Raw genomic sequence first — 16803 nt, 5'->3', positions numbered from 1 at the left:
CAGGCTTCTGGAAGGGAGAGGGGAGCCGGCGGGGACAGCCCGGTCATCCGGTCCCGCCGCACGCGCACGTCAGGCGACGTGCTTGCGCTGCTTGGCCAGCTTCTTGCGCACCATCTCGCGCTTCAGCGGCGAGAGGTAGTCGACGAACAGCTTGCCGTCCAGGTGATCCATCTCGTGCTGGATGCAGACCGCCAGCAAGCCGTCGGCACGCAGCTCCTGCGGCTGGCCCTGCCGGTCGAGGAAGCGCACCGTCACCTCGTCGGCACGGGTGACGTCGGCGAAGATGCCGGGCACGGACAGGCAGCCTTCCTGGTAGACCTGCTCGCCAGCCTTGTCGCTCAGCTCGGGGTTGATGAAGACCTGCGGCTGGTTCTTCTCTTCGCTGATGTCGATCACCATGAAGCGCTGGTGCACGTCCACCTGGCTGGCGGCCAGGCCGATGCCGGGCGCGTCGTACATGGTTTCGAACATGTCGTCGAGCAGGCGCTGGAAAGCGGGCGTCGTCACATATCCGGCATCGACCGGCGCGGCCTTGGTCCGCAGGCGCGGATCGGGGAATTCGAGGATGGGAAGCAGGGCCATGGTACGTCTCGGGATGGGGGCGCCAGTGGAATCCGGCAAGGCCTCACGAATTCTAACGCGGGCGCTTGCGTTGCGCCGGGTTTTCTGGACTATAGTGCTGACCACCTGTCGGGGAATCAGGTAGATACCGCCATGTTTAAATGTTTTCGTACGGTTTTCGCCGTTGCGGTGCTGACCGTCGGCACCTATGCGGCTGCCGCCGAGATGGCGGGAAGCCATCCTGATACCTATGTGGTCAAGCGTGGCGACACGCTGTGGGACATTTCCGCGCGCTTCCTCAAGAAGCCGTGGCTGTGGCCGGAGATCTGGCAGGCCAACCCGCAGATCCAGAACCCGCACCTGATCTACCCGGGCGACGTCATCAGCCTGGCCTACCTGGACCGCGTCGCGGTGCAGCCGGGGCCGCGCCAGGATGCCCCGCTCAACGCCATCCCGCTGTCCGACATCGAGCCGTTCCTCAAGGATCGCCGCGTGGTGGACAGCTTCGAACAGCTGCCGCATGTCGCCGGCCTGGACGAAGACCGCCTGCGCGCCTCCGGCGGCCACAACATCTACGTGCGCGGCCTCGATGCCGGCCAGCCCGGCCAGCGTTACCTGGTCGTGCGGCCCACCGCCCGCTTCACCGACAATCCGCGCGCCCAGGATCTCGATTTCCGCGGCCGTTCGATTCGCGGCGAAGTGGACCAGTGGAAGGACATCGTCGAGCAGAGCGGCAAGGGCGAGTTCCTGGGTTACGAGCTGGTCCGGGTCAACGTGGCCACTTTCACCCGCGGCGTCGTGCCGGGCACCGAGGTCAGCACCCTGGTCGCCGATATCGGCGGCCACGAAGTCCGCGTCGGCGACCGCCTGATCCCGGTCGATGCCCAGCCTTACGACCTGCATTTCTTCCCGCACCCGCCCGCCCGCGATCCGGCCGGCAAGCTGCGCGTGCTGGCGGTGGCCGATGCCCTGACATCGGGCGGTCCGCGCGACGTGATCGCCATCTCCGGCGGCCGGCTGGACGGCGTCGACAATGGCACGGTGTTCTCCGTCTGGCGCAATGGCAGCCACACGGCCAACCGCATGGCGTATCCGGAATCCTCGCGCGTCAGCGAGTCGCCCAAGTCCGGGGCCGGTCGCGTCAGTCTGCCGGACGAGTACGCCAGCCATGCCATGGTGTTCCGCACCTTCGACAAGGTCAGCTACGCGCTGGTCATGGAAGGCGTGGAAGCCACGCGCGTCGGCTACGAGCTGAAACATCCGGACGCAACCTACTGACGCGCGTCGGGTAATTCCTACGCGGTACCGCGACGGCGCCCGAGGGCGCCGTCGTCGTTTGGCGCCTACGCTGGGCGCATGCCCAACGATGACCTGATCGCGCTGGCCCGGCTGGTCCTGGCCGGCGGCCCCGTCCTGCCGCGTCGTCGCCTGCTGGAACGATACGGTTCACCGAGTGCGGCCATGGCCGCTGGCGCCATGGCCTGGCGCGCGGAGGGACTGGACGGCCCGCGGATCGCGCAGCTCCAGCAGAAGGGCGAGGACGAAGCGCTGGCCTGCACGCTGCGCTGGCTGCAGGTCGACGGCCACCATCTGATCGGCTGGCACGATGCCGATTACCCGGCCCCGCTACGGGCGATGTCCAGCCCACCGTTCGCCCTGTTCGTCGATGGCGACCCCAGCCTGCTGTGGCGCCCGGCGGTCGCGGTCGTCGGCAGCCGCACCCCCACCAGCGGCGGCCGCGACAACGCGCAGGCCTTCGCGCGGGCGCTCGCGTCCGCCGGCATCGTGGTGGTCAGCGGAATGGCGCGTGGCGTCGACGCCGCGGCGCACGAGGCCGCACTGGCGATCGGCAGCGGCACCACCGTGGCGGTGGTGGGCACCGGTCCGGACGTGGTCTATCCGCCCGGGCACGACCGGCTGCGCGACCGGCTGGCGCTGAACGGGGCGGTCGTGAGTGAACACCCGCCGGGCACCCCCGCGCTCCGCAGCCATTTCCCCGCCCGCAACCGGATCCTGGCCGGCCTCGCGCTGGGCACGCTGGTGGTCGAGGCCGCTGAGCGTTCCGGCGCGCTCATCACCGCCCGGCAGGCTGGCGACGCCGGACGCGAGGTCTTCGCCATCCCGGGCTCCATCCACAACCCCAAGGCACGCGGCTGCCATCGCCTGATCCGGGATGGCGCGGGCCTGGTGGAATCAGCCGACGAGGTCATCGAGGCGCTGGCTCCGCTCGCCGCGGACCTGGCCGACGCGCTCAGGGCACGCCTTGGCGAGACTGAATCCGGGGTGATCGCGGGGACGGGAGAGACGCCGCTGCATCTTGAGGCCGACTACAAGCGCTTGTGGGAAGCACTGGGCCATGACCCAACAGGTATGGATCAGCTTGTCTCACGCACCCGATTGACGGCCGCCGAACTGTCCTCCATGCTGCTGGTCATGGAACTGGATGGCTTAGTAACGGCGGACCACGGCCGATACCAGAGAAAGACCGGTTTCTTCACCTCCACAGCGTCGACGACGCAGGCCGAGGGGCAATGAAAGAGAGCATCCTTGATGTACTGCTGTACCTGTTCGAACACTATTTCACCGAGGACGCGGACCCCGTCCGTGATCGCGACTCTCTCCAGAACGGCCTGATCCAGGCCGGTTTCAGCCCCGCAGAAATCAGCAAGGCCTTCGACTGGCTCGACGCGCTGGCCGACCAGAGGCCGGCCGCTTCGCAGCCGCGCGCCGGCGGCCCCACCCGCGTGTTCCACGGCCCCGAGCTGGAGAAGCTCGATGTCGAGTGCCGCGGCTTCCTGCTGTTCCTGGAACAGCATGGCGTGCTCGACGCGGACCAGCGTGAGCTGGTGCTGGACCGGGCGATGGCGCTGGACCAGGACGAACTGGACCTGGACGATCTCAAATGGGTCGTGCTGATGGTGCTGTTCAACCAACCGGGTTCCGAAGCCGCCTATGCGTGGATGGAAACCCAGATGTTTTCCGACGAGCCCGAGCCGGTACACTGAGGCGTTGATCCGCTTCAGGGGGAAGCATGTCGGGTTGGTATTACGCCGACCGGAACCGTGAACAGCACGGTCCGGTCTCGTCGGAAGAACTGGTCACCCATTACCGTTTCGGACGCATCGCCCTCGACGGCCTGGTGTGGCGGGAAGGCCTGCCGGAGTGGCAGCCCTTGCGCACCTTCGCCGACGAACTCGGCCTGGCACCCGCAACGTCCGAATCGATGGCCAGCACGCCTCCGCCGGTACCGCCGGCCGTGCCGGCCGCCGCGGTGGCGTCGCAGGACCGCCTGCTGCGCACACCGGTCGCCCCCGCCCCGAAGCCGCGCACGTCCGGCGGCAAGATCGCGCTGATCGTCGCCGCCGTGCTGCTGGTCCCTTGCCTGGGGATTGGCGCAATCCTGGCCGCGATCTCCATTCCCGCCTACAACGACTACACGCTGCGCGCCAAGGTGTCGCAGGCGATCGCCGAGAGCGAGCCGCTGAAGCTGCAGGTGGAGTCCATCCGCACCGGCGAGGACCGATGCCCCGGCAACGGCGAAGGCGACATCGGCACGCCGGAGAGCTACGCCGGCACCTACGTGACGCGGGCGATCGTCGGCGAGTTCGATGACGGCACCTGTGGCTTCGAACTGGAATTCGGCAACACCGGCAACGCGCAGATCGATGGCCGCAAGCTGTGGTGGGACGTGGGGACCGACGGCAGCGCGTGGAACTGCTCGTCGGAAATCGACGACAAGTACCTGCCGCTGGACTGCCGCGGTTGATGACCGTCAGCGTGGCGACGGGAGCCACGCGTTTCACCGGGGAATGACGCAATGACGCAGTGGTATTACGCCGATGCCAGCGGGCAACGGCACGGGCCGTTCTCGGCCGCGGAACTGGAAGGCCATGTGCGCCATGCGCGCCTGGACGCGAACACGCTGGTGTGGCGTGAGGGCCTGCAGGACTGGCAGCCGCTGGGCTCGCTCGCCTCCGAGCTCGACCTGCCACTCGATACCCTGGCGTCACCCGCGCCCGACACCGCCTTGCCCGGCGCCGACCTGCCCTACGCCCCACCGGCGGCGGACCTCGCCTCCTTCCCGTCGATGGCGAGCGGCCACCTGGTGCATGCGGGATTGTGGAAGCGCTTCGCCGCCAGCTTCATCGACAGCATCGTCACCACCATCATCAGCTACGCGCTGATGATCCCGCTGATGCTGATCGGCGTCGGAGTGATGGGCGCGGGAGGATCCGACAATCCCTTCGCCACCGGCGCAGGCATCGCCTCGATGCTGGCCATCTACCCGATCCTGTTCCTTGCGCCCTGCGTCTACTTCGGCTGGATGCAGTCCTCGTCGTTGCAGGCCAGCCTGGGCAAGCTCGCGGTCGGCATCAAGGTGGCGCGCACCGACGGCCAGCGGATGAGCTTCTGGCGCGGCTTCCTGCGCTCGCTGGCCTATCTGGTCTTCACCATGGTCACCTGCGGCCTGGGCGTGCTGATCTCCGGCCTGATGGTGGTGCTGACCGAGCGCAAGCAGGCGCTGCACGACATGCTGTGCGACACGCTGGTGGTCGACAAGTGGGCCTTCACCGCATTCCCGGAGCGCCAGCGTGATGAGCTCGGGGTGGTCACCATCGTGATCCTGGTGCTGGCCGGCCTGGCCATCGTTGGCAGCATCGCGATCTACGCCGTGATGGGGGCGATGTTGATGAAGGACCTGTCATGACCGAGTGGTACTACGTCGACCTGCGCCACGAACGCCAGGGCCCGGTGGCGCAGGACGCTCTGGTGGCGCTGTATCGCAAGGGAGCACTCACCCCGGCCTCGCTCGCCTGGCGGGACGGCATGGGCCAGTGGACGCCGCTGGGCGAACTTGCCGACGAACTGGGCCTCGCCGCCACACCCGCCAGTTCGCTTCCACCGCCCGCGGCGCCGGCGGCCGCGGAGCCCGTCGTCGACAGGCCGCTGACCGGCCGCGCGGTCTTCACCGCCAGTGAGCCCACCTACGCCTCGCCTGCCCCGGCCGTACGGCAGTCGCCGGCCGTCACGTCCGGCGACTCGCTGTACGCCGCGCCGCGGGCGGACGTCGAAACCCGCGCCTACGGCACGCGTGTCACCGATGGGCACGTGGTGTATGCCGGGTTCTGGAAGCGCGTGGCGGCGAGCTTCATCGACGCGTTCGCCATCGGCATTCCGGTCGGCATCGTGGCCGCGATCGTCGCCGGGCTGCTGGGCATGGGCAACGCTTTCTCGAGCTCCTTCGGGGCCGCTTCCACCTTCAACGTCGGCGAATCGGGCATTTCGTACCTGCTCATGGCGTTGACGTACGGCTGGTTCCATTCCGCGGCCGGGCTGATGGCCACGCCGGGCAAGCTCGCCATCGGCATCAAGGTCGTGCGTACCAGTGGCGAGAAGATCAGCTTCCTGCGCGGATTCGGCCGCTATTGGGCCACGTTCCTGTCCATGATCATCCTCGGCATCGGGTTCCTGATGGCCGCCTTCACCGGCCGCAAGCAGGCACTGCACGACCTCATCTGCGACACCCTGGTCGTCGACAAGTGGGCGTTCACGGCCCAACCCGAGCGCCAGCGCGAGGAACTGGGCACGGTGGCGATGGTGGTCCTGATCATCGGCGGACTGCTGGTGGTGGGCGCGCTGATCCTCATGATCGTCGCCTTCGCGGCCATCGCCTCGATGGGCAACGGCAACTGGCGCTGAGCTCCCGGGGACGTCCGGCGGGCGGATACGGCTTGACAGCCCGGCCCCGGCCGTGACACCACTATAAATAGGAAACTGAACGCCCGGGGCCCCCGCTCCGGGCGTCCGCTTCTCTGGCGCCCGCATCCGGGGCACCCTAGCCGGCCCCGGACGGCCCACCCGAACTCCCCTGAATCCCTGACATGCCCAAGCACCTGCTCATCGTCGAGTCGCCCGCCAAGGCCAAGACGATCAACAAATACCTCGGCAAGGACTTCACCGTCCTGGCGTCCTACGGCCATGTCCGTGACCTGGTGCCGAAAGAAGGTGCGGTGGACCCGGCCAACGGGTTCGCCATGCGCTACGACCTGATCGAGAAGAACGAGAAGCACGTCGATGCCATCGCCAAGGCCGCCAAGGGTGCCGACGACATCTTCCTGGCCACGGACCCGGACCGCGAAGGCGAGGCGATCAGCTGGCACATCGCCGAGATCCTGAAAGAGCGCGGCCTGCTGAAGGACAAGCCGCTGCACCGGGTGGTGTTCACCGAGATCACCCCTCGCGCCATCAAGGAAGCCATGGGCCAGCCGCGGCAGATCGCAGGCGACCTGGTCGACGCGCAGCAGGCGCGGCGCGCCCTGGACTACCTGGTCGGCTTCAACCTCTCGCCGGTGCTGTGGCGCAAGGTCCAGCGCGGCCTGTCCGCCGGCCGCGTGCAGTCGCCGGCCTTGCGCATGATCGTCGAGCGCGAGGAGGAGATCGAAGCCTTCATCGCCCGCGAGTACTGGAGCATCGAGGCCGAGTGCGCGCATCCGCGCCAGGCGTTCACCGCCAAGCTCACCAGGCTGGACGGCCAGAAGTTCGAACAGTTCACCGTCACCGACGGCGACACCGCCGAAGCCGCCCGCCTGCGCATCCAGCAGGCCGCACAAGGCGCGCTGCACGTCACCGACGTGACCAGCAAGGAACGCAAGCGCCGCCCGGCGCCGCCGTTCACCACCTCCACGCTGCAGCAGGAAGCCTCGCGCAAGCTCGGCTTCACGACCCGCAAGACGATGCAGGTGGCACAGAAGCTGTACGAAGGCGTGGCCATCGGCGATGAAGGCACGGTTGGCCTGATCAGCTACATGCGTACCGACTCGGTGAGCCTGTCACAGGATGCGCTGGCCGAGATCCGCGACGTCATCGCGCGCGACTACGGCACGCAGGCGCTGCCGGACAAGCCCAACGTCTACGTCACCAAGTCCAAGAACGCGCAGGAAGCGCACGAAGCCGTCCGCCCGACCAGCGCGCTGCGCACGCCGGCGCAGGTAGCCAAGTACCTGAGCGACGACGAGCGCAAGCTGTACGACCTGATCTGGAAGCGCGCCGTCGCCTGCCAGATGGTGCCGGCCACGCTCAACACCGTCAGCGTCGACCTCGCCGCGGGCAGCCAGCACAGCTTCCGTGCCAGCGGCACCACCGTGGTCGATCCCGGCTTCCTCGCCGTGTATGAGGAAGGCAAGGACCAGAAGAACGCCGAGGACGACGACGAAGGGCGCAAGCTGCCGCCGATGAAGCCCGGCGACACCGTGCCGCTGGACCGCATCCACGCCGACCAGCATTTCACCCAGCCGCCGCCGCGCTTCACCGAAGCGGCGCTGGTCAAGGCGCTCGAGGAATACGGCATCGGCCGTCCGTCGACCTACGCGTCGATCATCCAGACGCTGATCTTCCGCAAATACGTGGAAATGGAAGGCCGCGCGTTCAAGCCCAGCGATGTGGGCCGCGCGGTCAGCAAGTTCCTGTCCGGCCACTTCACCCAGTACGTGGACTACGACTTCACCGCCAAGCTGGAGGACGAGCTCGATGCCGTCTCCCGCGGCGAGGAAGAGTGGGTGCCGCTGATGGAAAAGTTCTGGGGCCCGTTCAAGGAACTGGTGGACGAAAAGGCGGAAACGGTCGACCGCAGCGAAGCCACCGGCGCGCGCGAACTCGGCAACGATCCCAAGTCCGGCAAGCCGGTCAGCGTGCGCCTGGGCCGTTATGGTCCGTATGCGCAGATCGGCGACAAGGACACCGACGAGAAGCTGGAGTTCGCCTCGCTGCGCCCCGGTCAGTCGATGCACACCATTACGCTGGAAGACGCGCTGGAGCTGTTCAAGCTGCCGCGCAAGCTGGGGCAGGACAAGGATGAAGAGGTCAGCGTGGGCATCGGCCGCTTCGGTCCCTTCGCCAAGCGCGGCAGCGTGTATGCCTCGCTGAAGAAGGAAGACGACCCGTACACGATCGACCTGGCGCGCGCGGTGTTCCTGATCGAAGAGAAGGAAGAGATCGCGCGCAACCGCATCATCAAGGAATTCGACGGCAGTGACATCCAGGTGCTGAACGGCCGCTTCGGCCCGTACATCAGCGACGGCAAGCTCAACGGCAAGATTCCCAAGGATCGCGAGCCGGCGTCGCTCACCTTCGACGAAGTGACGAAGCTGCTGGAAGAAACCGGCAAGCCGGTGCGCAAGGGCTTCGGCAAGAAGGCGGCGACGAAGAAAGCCGTTGTGAAGAAGGCTGCCGCGCCCAAGGCCGACGCCGCCAAGAAGGCACCCGCCAAGAAGGCGGTGAAGAAAGCGGCGAAAAAGACGGCCAAGAAGACGGCCACGAAGAAGACAGCCGCCAAGAAGACGGTGAAGAAGGCTGCGGCCAAGGTCGCCGCCGGAGACGACGCGCCCTTCTGACGCCCCGCAACGATACCGACGCCATGCCCACCGAACGGACCATCGAGGAAGCCGCCGACGTCATCCGCAGTGGAGGCGTGATCGCCTACCCCACCGAGGCCGTGTGGGGTCTCGGCTGCGATCCGTTCGACGAGGGCGCGGTGCACCGGCTGCTGGCGATCAAGCAGCGCCCGGTCGACAAGGGCCTGATCCTGATCGCCGCCACGCTGGAACAGCTCAAGCCGTTGATCGACATCGCCGCCGTGCCCACCGCACGCCTCACCGACGTACTGTCCAGTTGGCCCGGCCCGCATACCTGGGTGATGCCGGCGTCCGCACAGGCGCCGCGCTGGATCACCGGTGCGCACCGGGGCATCGCGGTGCGCGTCAGCGCGCATCCGGTCGTGGTGGGCCTGTGCGAGGCGTACGGCGGCGCCCTCGTCTCCACCAGCGCCAACCTGAGCGGCAAGCCCGCGGTGAGCGAGGCGGCCGCGCTCGATCCCGCCCTGCTGGCGCGGGTCGATGCGCTCGTGCCCGGCCTCACGGGGGGCCTGGACCGGCCCACCGTCATCCGCGATGCCCTCACCGGGCAGTCGCTGCGTGACTGACGGCCATACGGGCCGCACCATCGCCTTTCCATCGAACGCTGCGGCGCGCACCATGGGCCCGTGCGCCGCCCGACTCCACGCCTGCTGATCGCCTTGCTGACGGCGTTGCCGTCGGTCCCTCACGCGCAGCCGGCCCCACTGCCCCCGGTGACGATCTACCGCTGTGTTGCCCCCAACGGCAACGTCGCGCTGCGCGATTCACCCTGTCTGAAGGGCGAGAAACAGGAAGTCCGTGCCATGCAGCGGCCCCAGGATCCGCCGCACGTGCCGGCCAGCGCCGCCACGCCCCCTCCGCCACTCGTCGCCCCTGCGGCGCCGGCGCCCCGCGTGGTCTACCTCAGCCCGCCCAAGCCGATGTACGAATGCACCACCCCCGAGGGCGAGACCTATACCAGCGATACCGGCGACGGCAATCCCCGCTGGGTGTCCTACGGGCTGCCGTATTCCGCCTACCCCGCGTGGCCGCGCAGCGGCGGCAGCGTGTCGGGCAACGTGTCGATCGGAAACGGCAACCTGTCCTTCCGCAGCGGTGATCCTCCCCGCCCGCCTCCACCGGCCGGCGGACATCATCGGCCGGGTCCCGTGCTCGTGCCCGGCGGCACCTGGGTGCGCGACCCCTGCCATCCGCTGCCGCAGGAAGAAATCTGTTCACGCCTGTCCGACCGGCGCTACGACATCCTTCGCCGCTACGGCAGTGCGATGCCGAGTGAACGCCGCGCGCTAGACTTGGAGCAGCGCGGCATCGATGCGCGCATGGCCAGCGATTGCAGATGAACATGAAAACCACCGCTCGTCCCCTCGTGCTTCTGCTGCTGATCGTGCTGTCCTGGCAGCTCGGCACCACCGCTGCGCGCGCCGAGGTGGTCATCTACCGCTGCACCGATGCCAGTGGCGCGCTGACGCTGCAGAATTCGCCATGCCCGAAAGGCATGAAGCAGGAACAGCGCACCATGCAGGGCGTCAATACCGTGCCGATGGGTCCGGGCACCACACCCACCGCCCCTGCGACGCCGCCGCCCTCCACGCCGGCATCCACGCCCACGGCGCCGCGTCCGGCGACAACCACGACCCCACCCGCGCCCGCGGCGTCGACCGATGTCCGTCGCCTGCCGCCGCCGATCCTGTTCCAGTGCACCACGCACGACAAGGACACGTACGTGACGGAGGACGTCGAGCCGGCCTCGCGCTGCGTGAACCTGCGCACCGTGGGACTGGACGGAAATCCCCAGGCCGGCGCCGGCCAGGCTTGCGAAGTGGTGCGCGACACGTGCGCGCGCGTGCCCGATGGCGCGCTGTGCGATGCGTGGAAGAAGCGCCGCGACGAGACCGAGGTCGCCTTCCGTTTCGCCCGCCGCGAGAATGCAGAGAAGAACCGCGCCGATTACGAGCGTGTCGCACGCATCGTCGCTGAAAGCAGCTGCGGCCTCTAGCGATCAACCCGTCGCGCGGACCACAGCGCGAGCGTCATCGGCAGGATGATGAGGGCGAGGATTTCCATGCCTCAGAAACCGTACCGCAGGAACCCGCCATCCACCGCGATGCATTCGCCGGTGACGTAGCTGGCCGCCGGCAGGCACAGGAACGCGGCGGCGGCGGCCACTTCCTCCGGCTCGCCGATGCGGCGCATCGGGGTTCGGGCGATGACCTCTTCGTAGTAGTCGGCGTCGGACAGTGGCCCGGAGGTGCGGCGCGTGCGGATGTACCACGGCGCCACCGCGTTGACGCGCACGCCATCCTCGGCCCATTCGGCGGCCAGGTTACGGGTGAGCTGGTGCAGCGCGGCCTTGGTCATGCCATAGGGCGCACCGCTGCGCACCGCGGTGATGCCGGACACGCTGCCGACATTGACGATGCTGGACGTCGCATGCCGCGTGAGCAGGGGATGCGCATAACGAGACAGTTCGAACGCGGAGAACAGGTTGGTTTCGAAGATGCCCCGCCACTCGTCTTCGGTGTAGTCCACCGCAGCGCGGGTGAGGTTGCCGCCGGCATTGTTGACCAGGATGTTGAGGCCATCGCCGTGGTCTTCCACCCAGTCGAGGATGGCGCGACGGTCTTCGTCGTCGGCCACGTCGGCAGCCAGGGTGCCGATCCCCTGTTCGGGGAATTCGTCCGCCAGCTCGGTACGCGCATCCTGCAACGCATCGACATCGCGCGCCACCATCAGCAGGTCCGCGCCCAGGCCCAGCAACTCGCGGGCGATCGCCAGCCCGATCCCCGCGCTGGCGCCGGTCACCAGCGCCCGTTGTCCGTCCAGCCGCCACCGGTTCGCTGCCACCTGCGCCTCCTTCGTCGATGGGCGTAGCATAGCGCCACGTCACGGGAGGACCGTCGCCATGATCCGGATCCGCCTCATCCTGCTCGCCGCCGCCTTGCTGGCCTGCGCCGCCTGCCGCGCCCCCGAGCCGCCGCCGACCGACGAACCGCCAGAGCCGCAGGCCGGGAGCGACACCGCATCGTCCTGAGTCGCGCGACATCGTGTCTTCCTGCGATGCGCAAAACGCAACGGGCCGCGCGGTTGCCCGCGCGGCCCGTCGATCACGGCATGGCGAAGCCGGTCAGAATCCGCAGAAGCAGTACGCCAGGCTCTTCACCGGGGCACCGTGGCGATCGTTGACGGCTTCGTCGACGAAACGCAGCTGCGCTTCCATCTCCGGCAGGCTGCGCGCCAACAGCGCGCGAGCGAAGTCGGAATCCTTCAGCCACGCCGCACCGATGCGGCTGCCTGCGAATCCACCCATGAACTGCGAGAACGGCGAGGACATCTTCTCGATGTAGCGCACGCGGTACGCATCGGCTCCGCCCAGCTTGGCACGCTTGGCGGCATCGGCCACGGCGGCATCGAAACCGGCGAGTTCGTCCACCAGGCCACGCTCCTTCGCCTGCGCGCCGCTCCATACGCGGCCACGGGCGACGGCATCGATTTCTTCGACCGGCTTCTTGCGCGCCTCGGCCACCTTGCCGGTGAAGTCGGCGTAGCCCTTGTCGATCACCGACTGGATCACCTGGCCGACGGCCGGATCCAGCGGACGGGTGATGTCGAACGCGCCAGCGAAGCGGGTGGTGCCGACGCCGTCGGTGCGCACGCCGATCTTCTCCAGCGTGCGCGGCACGGTGGGGATGACGCCGAAGATGCCGATCGAACCGGTGATGGTGGACGGGTCTGCGTAGATGCGGTCCGCATTCATGCTGATCCAGTAGCCGCCCGAGGCCGCCAGGTCGCCCATCGAGACGACCACCGGCTTGCCGGCCTTCTTCAGCGCCGCCACTTCGCGGCGGATCTGCTCGGAGGCGTACACGCCGCCGCCGGGCGAATCCACGCGCAGCACCACCGCCTTCACGTCGTCGTCGTCCCGCGCTTCGCGCAGCAGCGCCGAGGTGGACAGGCCGCCGACGCGACCGGCCGGCTGGTCGCCGTCGGTGATTTCGCCTTCGGCCACGACCACCGCGACCTGCGGGCGCTTGTCGAGCGGATTCTTCTTGGCGTCGAGCTGGGTCAGGTAACCGGCCAGGCCGATGGCGCGGAAACCGGTATCCGAATCCTCGTCGGCCACGCCACGCTCGATCAGCAGGTTCTCGACCTCTTCCTGCGTCTTCAGGCCGTCCACCAGCTTCTGCTGCAGGGCGTACTTGGCCAGGTCGCCACCGGCGGCGGCGACGCCCTCGGGCAGCGTGTCGATGCCGGCCGCCAGCGCTTCGGGCGTGGTCTTGCGGACCTTGGCGATGTCGGCCAGCAGGCGCTGCCACACATCGTTCATCCAGAACAGGTCGGCTTCCTTGGCTTCCTTGGATGCGGCGTCCAGCACGTAGGGCTCGGCAGCGGACTTGTATTCGCCCACCTTGAACAGGTGCACGTCCACGCCCAGCTTGTCCTGCAGGCCTTCGCGGTAGTACTGGCGGTAACGGCCGAGGCCCTCGAGCATCAGGCTGCCCATCGGGTCGAGGTAGACCTCGTCGGCCTGCGCGGCCAGCAGGTACTGGGTCTGGCTGATGTTCTCGCCGAACGCGACGATCTGCTTGCCGGAGGCGCGGAACTTCGCCAGCGCGGCGGCGACTTCGCGCAGCGAGGCGTAGCCGGTCGGCTGCAGCTCGTCCACGCGCAGCAGCATGCGTTCGATCTTCTCGTCCTTCTGCGCCGCCTCGATCGCGCGCAGCAGGTCGCGCAGCTGCACTTCCTCGGCGGCCTTGTCGCCCAGCGCCTTGGCCAGCGCGCGGGTGGCGGGGTCGGCGGTGAACTGTTCGACCAGGCGGCCTTCCGGCGCCAGCACGAAGGTGGTGCGCTCGGACAGCGGCTTCACCCCGCCGCTGCCGGCGGCGATGACGAACACGATGAAGATCAGGAACAGCAGCCCGAAGAAGATCAGGTTGAGGACCAGCTTGCGGGTGAAGTTCATCACGTCCCACAGGCCGACGAAGAACGCGACGATCGGGCTGCGACGGGGTGCGGGTGCGACTTGGCTCATGGAAAGCTCCGGGAAACTGGGGCCACTGTAGCGTGCGGCGGCGGGGCTTTCATGCCCCGTTGGTCACCGTTGGCACGGCCGGCAGCGCCGCGTGGCGCCGGCTGCTGCGCTCGAAGCGCCAGCCCAGCAGCACCGCCGCGGCGGTCAGGCCCACGATCAGGCCCAGCCACATGCCCTGCGGCCCCCAGCCCAGCACCAGGCCCAGCCCGGCACCTAGCGGCATGCCCAGGCCCCAGTAGGAGACCACCGCCAGCCACATGGGCACGCGCGTGTCCTTCAACCCACGCAATGCGCCGGCCGACAGTACCTGGATGCCGTCCGGGAACTGGAACGCCGCCGCGAACAGCAGCAACGTACCCGCCAGCGCGGCCACGGCGAGATCATCGGTGTACAGCGCCACCACCAGGTCGTGGCCCAGCAGCAGGAACATTGCGGACATCGCCTGCGTGGCCAGCACGATGACATAGCCGGCATGGGCAGCGCGGCGGATGCCCTGCACGTTGCCCGCCCCCACCGCATGCCCCACCCGCACCGTCGTGGCCTCGGCCACGCCCATGGGAATCATGAAGCACAGCGCCGACACGTTGATGGCGATCTGGTGCGCCGCCGCCGGCGTGGCGCCGAGGCGGGCGATCAGCAGCGCGGTGACGATGAAGAGGCTGCCTTCCATCAGCACCGTGATGCCGATGGGCAGGCCGGTGCGCAGCAACTGCATGATCGGTGCCCGGCGCGGCGGCTCGAGGTGCGCGAACAATTGAAGGTCGGCGAAGCGCGTCGATCGCGCCAGGTAGATCGCGAAGGCGGTCGCCTGCAGCCACATGGTCAGCGCCGACGCGACGCCGAGGCCACCCGCACCCATTTCGGGGAATCCGAACTTGCCGAAGGCCAGCACATAGCCGGCGGGCGCCAGCACCAGCAGTCCGCCGAAGCCGAGGATCATCGTCGGCAGCGTCCAGTGCGTGCCTTCGCTGAGGTAGCGCATGCAGAAATAGAGCGTCAGCGCCGGCACGCCCCAGCGGATCCCGTGCAGGAAGGCGGTGGCGCCGGGGATGATGTCGGGCGCGATGCCGAATGCCGCGAGCGCATGCGGCGCCAGGCTCAGGAAGGCGAACATCAACAGGCCAAGGCCCAGCGACAGCCACAGCGCCTGCCGGAACAGGGGGGCGATCTCGCTGCGCCGGTTCGCACCATCGAGTTGCGAGACCGAGGCGGTCAGCGAGATCAGCGTGCCGATCGGCACCATCATGGGCAGCCACAGCAACGCGGTACCCACCGTCACCGCCGCGAGCGTGGCGGTGGCGTGGTGGCCGGCGATGACGTTGTCGACGAAACCGATCAGTCCAGTGGACACATGGCCCAGCACCAGCGGCAGGGCGAGCGTGGCCGTCGAGCGCACTTCCTGGCCGAAGCGCGGGGTCGGGAGAGCAGGGGAAGACATGAGGATCAACCGCCGGACTGCGGCCGCACGGTTTCGCGCTGGCACCGGGTCACGGGAGGCCGGTATCTTACCCGCTCGCCACCCGCACCGTTCGAACACCCCATGACGTCATCGCACCCCGCCGACACGGTGCACGCCCGCGCGTGCGAGAACTGCCAGACGCCGCTGCAGGGCGGGTTCTGCCACCAGTGCGGGCAGAACGCGCACAACCCGCTGCGCAGCTTCGGGCATGCGGTGGAGGAGGTGTTCGAATCGTTCTGGCACCTGGACGGACGCATCTTCCGCACACTGCGCGCGCTGATGTCGCCGGGGAAACTTGCCAACGCGTACCTGTCCGGCCACCGCGCGCCGTACGTGGCGCCGCTGCGGCTGTTCGTGATCCTGGCCGTGCTGACGTTCTTCGTGGCCAAGCTCACCCTGCACGCCGAAGACCTGGCGAACGTGCAGATCGCGCCGCCGTCCGTCCCCGCGGCGGCCGACGGCAAGCCCACCAACCTGATGGCCGCCCCCGACCGGGGCGGCGTGGATTTCAGCAAGGCCGCCACGGTCGAGGACGTGCTGAAGCTGCGCGACGAAACGATCGATGGCCTCGTGTCGGCACGCGCCAGCCTGCCGGCCGGGCTGGGCTTCGTGCGCAAGCCGATGGAAGACAACATCTTCTCGACGCAGCGACTCGCCCGCGAGCGCATCGCCGAACTGCAGCCCGACCACCCTGCGCTCGCCCTGCCCGACCGTTTTCCCGAGGGCCAGCCGTTGCCCGAGGTGGCCGCGCAGCCCCTGATCAGCGTCGGCGACAAGCCGTTCGATGCAGAGACCAACCCCGTACGGCTCAGCGGACTGCCCGACTTCGCCAACCGGTGGCTGAGCCGCAAGCTCGCGCGCGCCGAGCAGAACATCCCGCGCATCCAGCAGGACCCGTCGCACTTCTTCAACCTGCTGATCGGCTCGGTACCGTCGGTGTTGTTCGTACTGGTGCCGTTGTTCGCGGTGCTGCTGAAACTCTTCTACATCGAGACGCGGCGAGGTTACCTGGAGCACCTAGTGGTGGCGCTCTACAGCCACGCCTATCTGTGCCTGTGCCTGCTGGCGATCTTCCTGTGCGCAGGCATCGGCCGACTGCTGCCCGAGGGCGCCTCCTGGCTGGTGCGCATGGCGCAGATGCTGGTCTTCTGCTGGATGCCGCTCTACCTGTTGTGGATGCAGCAGCGCGTGTACCGCCAGCACGGGGTGGTGACGCTGGTGAAGTTCTCGGTGCTGGGCACGGTGTACTTCATCATGCTGGTGATGGGGGCCATGTACCTGATGCTGAGTACGTGGGCGAACGCGTAGCGCGAGGCGAGCCTTGCGCCCTCGCGTGGCGACGC

The 16803-nt window shown here is 68.2% G+C and carries 16 protein-coding genes; 12 read left to right on the top strand and 4 right to left on the bottom strand.

Going from position 1 to position 16803, the window contains the following annotated elements; translation table 11 throughout:
• Positions 1–69 precede the first annotated feature (69 nt).
• Entirely contained in the window at positions 70–582 is a 513-nt protein-coding gene (gene def, locus ACSQ19_RS09030) for a peptide deformylase (protein WP_296279162.1), read from the bottom strand.
• Positions 583–714: 132 nt separating this feature from the next.
• Here def and ACSQ19_RS09025 point away from each other — a divergent pair, with 132 nt between their 5' ends.
• From ACSQ19_RS09025 to ACSQ19_RS08980, 10 genes are all read left to right on the top strand, one after another.
• A complete protein-coding gene (locus ACSQ19_RS09025; RefSeq protein WP_296279161.1) occupies positions 715–1839 on the top strand; it encodes a LysM peptidoglycan-binding domain-containing protein in 1125 nt (374 codons plus the stop codon).
• A 78-nt stretch (positions 1840–1917) separates the two neighbouring features.
• Positions 1918–3096, top strand: coding sequence for a DNA-processing protein DprA (gene dprA, locus ACSQ19_RS09020; protein ID WP_435996398.1), 1179 nt, complete (start codon positions 1918–1920; stop codon positions 3094–3096).
• A complete protein-coding gene (locus tag ACSQ19_RS09015; protein WP_299344195.1) occupies positions 3093–3566 on the top strand; it encodes a DUF494 family protein in 474 nt (157 codons plus the stop codon). Before dprA ends, ACSQ19_RS09015 begins: the two co-directional genes overlap by 4 nt.
• A gap of 26 nt (positions 3567–3592) precedes the next feature.
• Positions 3593–4327, top strand: a complete 735-nt coding sequence (locus ACSQ19_RS09010; protein WP_435996396.1) for a pilin — start codon at positions 3593–3595, stop codon at positions 4325–4327.
• Positions 4328–4378: 51 nt separating this feature from the next.
• Positions 4379–5269 carry an RDD family protein gene (locus tag ACSQ19_RS09005; RefSeq protein WP_435996394.1) on the top strand — a complete coding sequence of 297 codons (891 nt, stop codon included), beginning with the start codon at positions 4379–4381 and terminating at the stop codon, positions 5267–5269.
• On the top strand, positions 5266–6261 hold the full coding sequence (locus ACSQ19_RS09000; protein WP_435996392.1) for an RDD family protein: 996 nt from the start codon (positions 5266–5268) through the stop codon (positions 6259–6261). The genes ACSQ19_RS09005 and ACSQ19_RS09000 overlap by 4 nt, the downstream gene beginning before the upstream one ends.
• 182 nt (positions 6262–6443) lie before the next feature.
• Complete coding sequence (locus ACSQ19_RS08995; protein WP_296279155.1) at positions 6444–8951, top strand: DNA topoisomerase I; 2508 nt, start codon at positions 6444–6446, stop codon at positions 8949–8951.
• A 23-nt stretch (positions 8952–8974) separates the two neighbouring features.
• Positions 8975–9538: a Sua5/YciO/YrdC/YwlC family protein gene (locus tag ACSQ19_RS08990; RefSeq protein ID WP_296279154.1), complete on the top strand. Its 564-nt coding sequence runs from the start codon at positions 8975–8977 to the stop codon at positions 9536–9538.
• 60 nt (positions 9539–9598) lie between these two features.
• The gene (locus tag ACSQ19_RS08985) at positions 9599–10312 is read left to right on the top strand and encodes a hypothetical protein (RefSeq protein ID WP_435996389.1); all 714 of its coding nucleotides are present in this window, start codon (positions 9599–9601) and stop codon (positions 10310–10312) included.
• A complete protein-coding gene (locus ACSQ19_RS08980) occupies positions 10309–10968 on the top strand; it encodes a DUF4124 domain-containing protein (protein WP_436040780.1) in 660 nt (219 codons plus the stop codon). Before ACSQ19_RS08985 ends, ACSQ19_RS08980 begins: the two co-directional genes overlap by 4 nt.
• Before the next feature lie 71 nt (positions 10969–11039).
• Here ACSQ19_RS08980 and ACSQ19_RS08975 read toward each other — a convergent pair whose 3' ends face one another.
• Complete coding sequence (locus ACSQ19_RS08975) at positions 11040–11816, bottom strand: SDR family oxidoreductase (RefSeq protein ID WP_296279151.1); 777 nt, start codon at positions 11814–11816, stop codon at positions 11040–11042.
• 58 nt (positions 11817–11874) lie between these two features.
• Between ACSQ19_RS08975 and ACSQ19_RS08970 the strand changes: the two genes are divergently transcribed.
• On the top strand, positions 11875–12003 hold the full coding sequence (locus tag ACSQ19_RS08970; RefSeq protein ID WP_296279150.1) for a hypothetical protein: 129 nt from the start codon (positions 11875–11877) through the stop codon (positions 12001–12003).
• Positions 12004–12096: 93 nt separating this feature from the next.
• Here the strand turns inward: ACSQ19_RS08970 and sppA are convergent, their stop codons facing one another.
• A complete protein-coding gene (sppA, locus tag ACSQ19_RS08965) occupies positions 12097–14001 on the bottom strand; it encodes a signal peptide peptidase SppA (RefSeq protein WP_296279149.1) in 1905 nt (634 codons plus the stop codon).
• Between the two features lie 49 nt (positions 14002–14050).
• Positions 14051–15439, bottom strand: a complete 1389-nt coding sequence (locus ACSQ19_RS08960; RefSeq protein WP_435996383.1) for an MATE family efflux transporter — start codon at positions 15437–15439, stop codon at positions 14051–14053.
• Positions 15440–15541: 102 nt separating this feature from the next.
• Between ACSQ19_RS08960 and ACSQ19_RS08955 the strand changes: the two genes are divergently transcribed.
• Positions 15542–16768, top strand: coding sequence for a DUF3667 domain-containing protein (locus ACSQ19_RS08955; protein ID WP_435996381.1), 1227 nt, complete (start codon positions 15542–15544; stop codon positions 16766–16768).
• Positions 16769–16803 lie beyond the last annotated feature (35 nt).

This window comes from Pseudoxanthomonas sp. LjRoot127 (genome assembly GCF_964253495.1).
GTDB lineage: Bacteria > Pseudomonadota > Gammaproteobacteria > Xanthomonadales > Xanthomonadaceae > Pseudoxanthomonas_A.
Note: the sequence above shows the minus strand (reverse complement) of the source record. Positions and strands in the feature narration are given on the sequence as shown.

Bases quoted from the DNA above. Each gene is read 5' to 3' on its own strand.
- def (WP_296279162.1), bottom strand. From the start codon at position 582: ATGGCCCTGCTTCCCATCCTCGAATTCCCCGATCCGCGCCTGCGGACC.
- ACSQ19_RS09025 (WP_296279161.1), top strand. From the start codon at position 715: ATGTTTAAATGTTTTCGTACGGTTTTCGCCGTTGCGGTGCTGACCGTC.
- dprA (WP_435996398.1), top strand. From the start codon at position 1,918: ATGCCCAACGATGACCTGATCGCGCTGGCCCGGCTGGTCCTGGCCGGC.
- ACSQ19_RS09015 (WP_299344195.1), top strand. From the start codon at position 3,093: ATGAAAGAGAGCATCCTTGATGTACTGCTGTACCTGTTCGAACACTAT.
- ACSQ19_RS09010 (WP_435996396.1), top strand. From the start codon at position 3,593: ATGTCGGGTTGGTATTACGCCGACCGGAACCGTGAACAGCACGGTCCG.
- ACSQ19_RS09005 (WP_435996394.1), top strand. From the start codon at position 4,379: ATGACGCAGTGGTATTACGCCGATGCCAGCGGGCAACGGCACGGGCCG.
- ACSQ19_RS09000 (WP_435996392.1), top strand. From the start codon at position 5,266: ATGACCGAGTGGTACTACGTCGACCTGCGCCACGAACGCCAGGGCCCG.
- ACSQ19_RS08995 (WP_296279155.1), top strand. From the start codon at position 6,444: ATGCCCAAGCACCTGCTCATCGTCGAGTCGCCCGCCAAGGCCAAGACG.
- ACSQ19_RS08990 (WP_296279154.1), top strand. From the start codon at position 8,975: ATGCCCACCGAACGGACCATCGAGGAAGCCGCCGACGTCATCCGCAGT.
- ACSQ19_RS08980 (WP_436040780.1), top strand. From the start codon at position 10,309: ATGAACATGAAAACCACCGCTCGTCCCCTCGTGCTTCTGCTGCTGATC.
- ACSQ19_RS08970 (WP_296279150.1), top strand. From the start codon at position 11,875: ATGATCCGGATCCGCCTCATCCTGCTCGCCGCCGCCTTGCTGGCCTGC.
- sppA (WP_296279149.1), bottom strand. From the start codon at position 14,001: ATGAGCCAAGTCGCACCCGCACCCCGTCGCAGCCCGATCGTCGCGTTC.
- ACSQ19_RS08960 (WP_435996383.1), bottom strand. From the start codon at position 15,439: ATGTCTTCCCCTGCTCTCCCGACCCCGCGCTTCGGCCAGGAAGTGCGC.
- ACSQ19_RS08955 (WP_435996381.1), top strand. From the start codon at position 15,542: ATGACGTCATCGCACCCCGCCGACACGGTGCACGCCCGCGCGTGCGAG.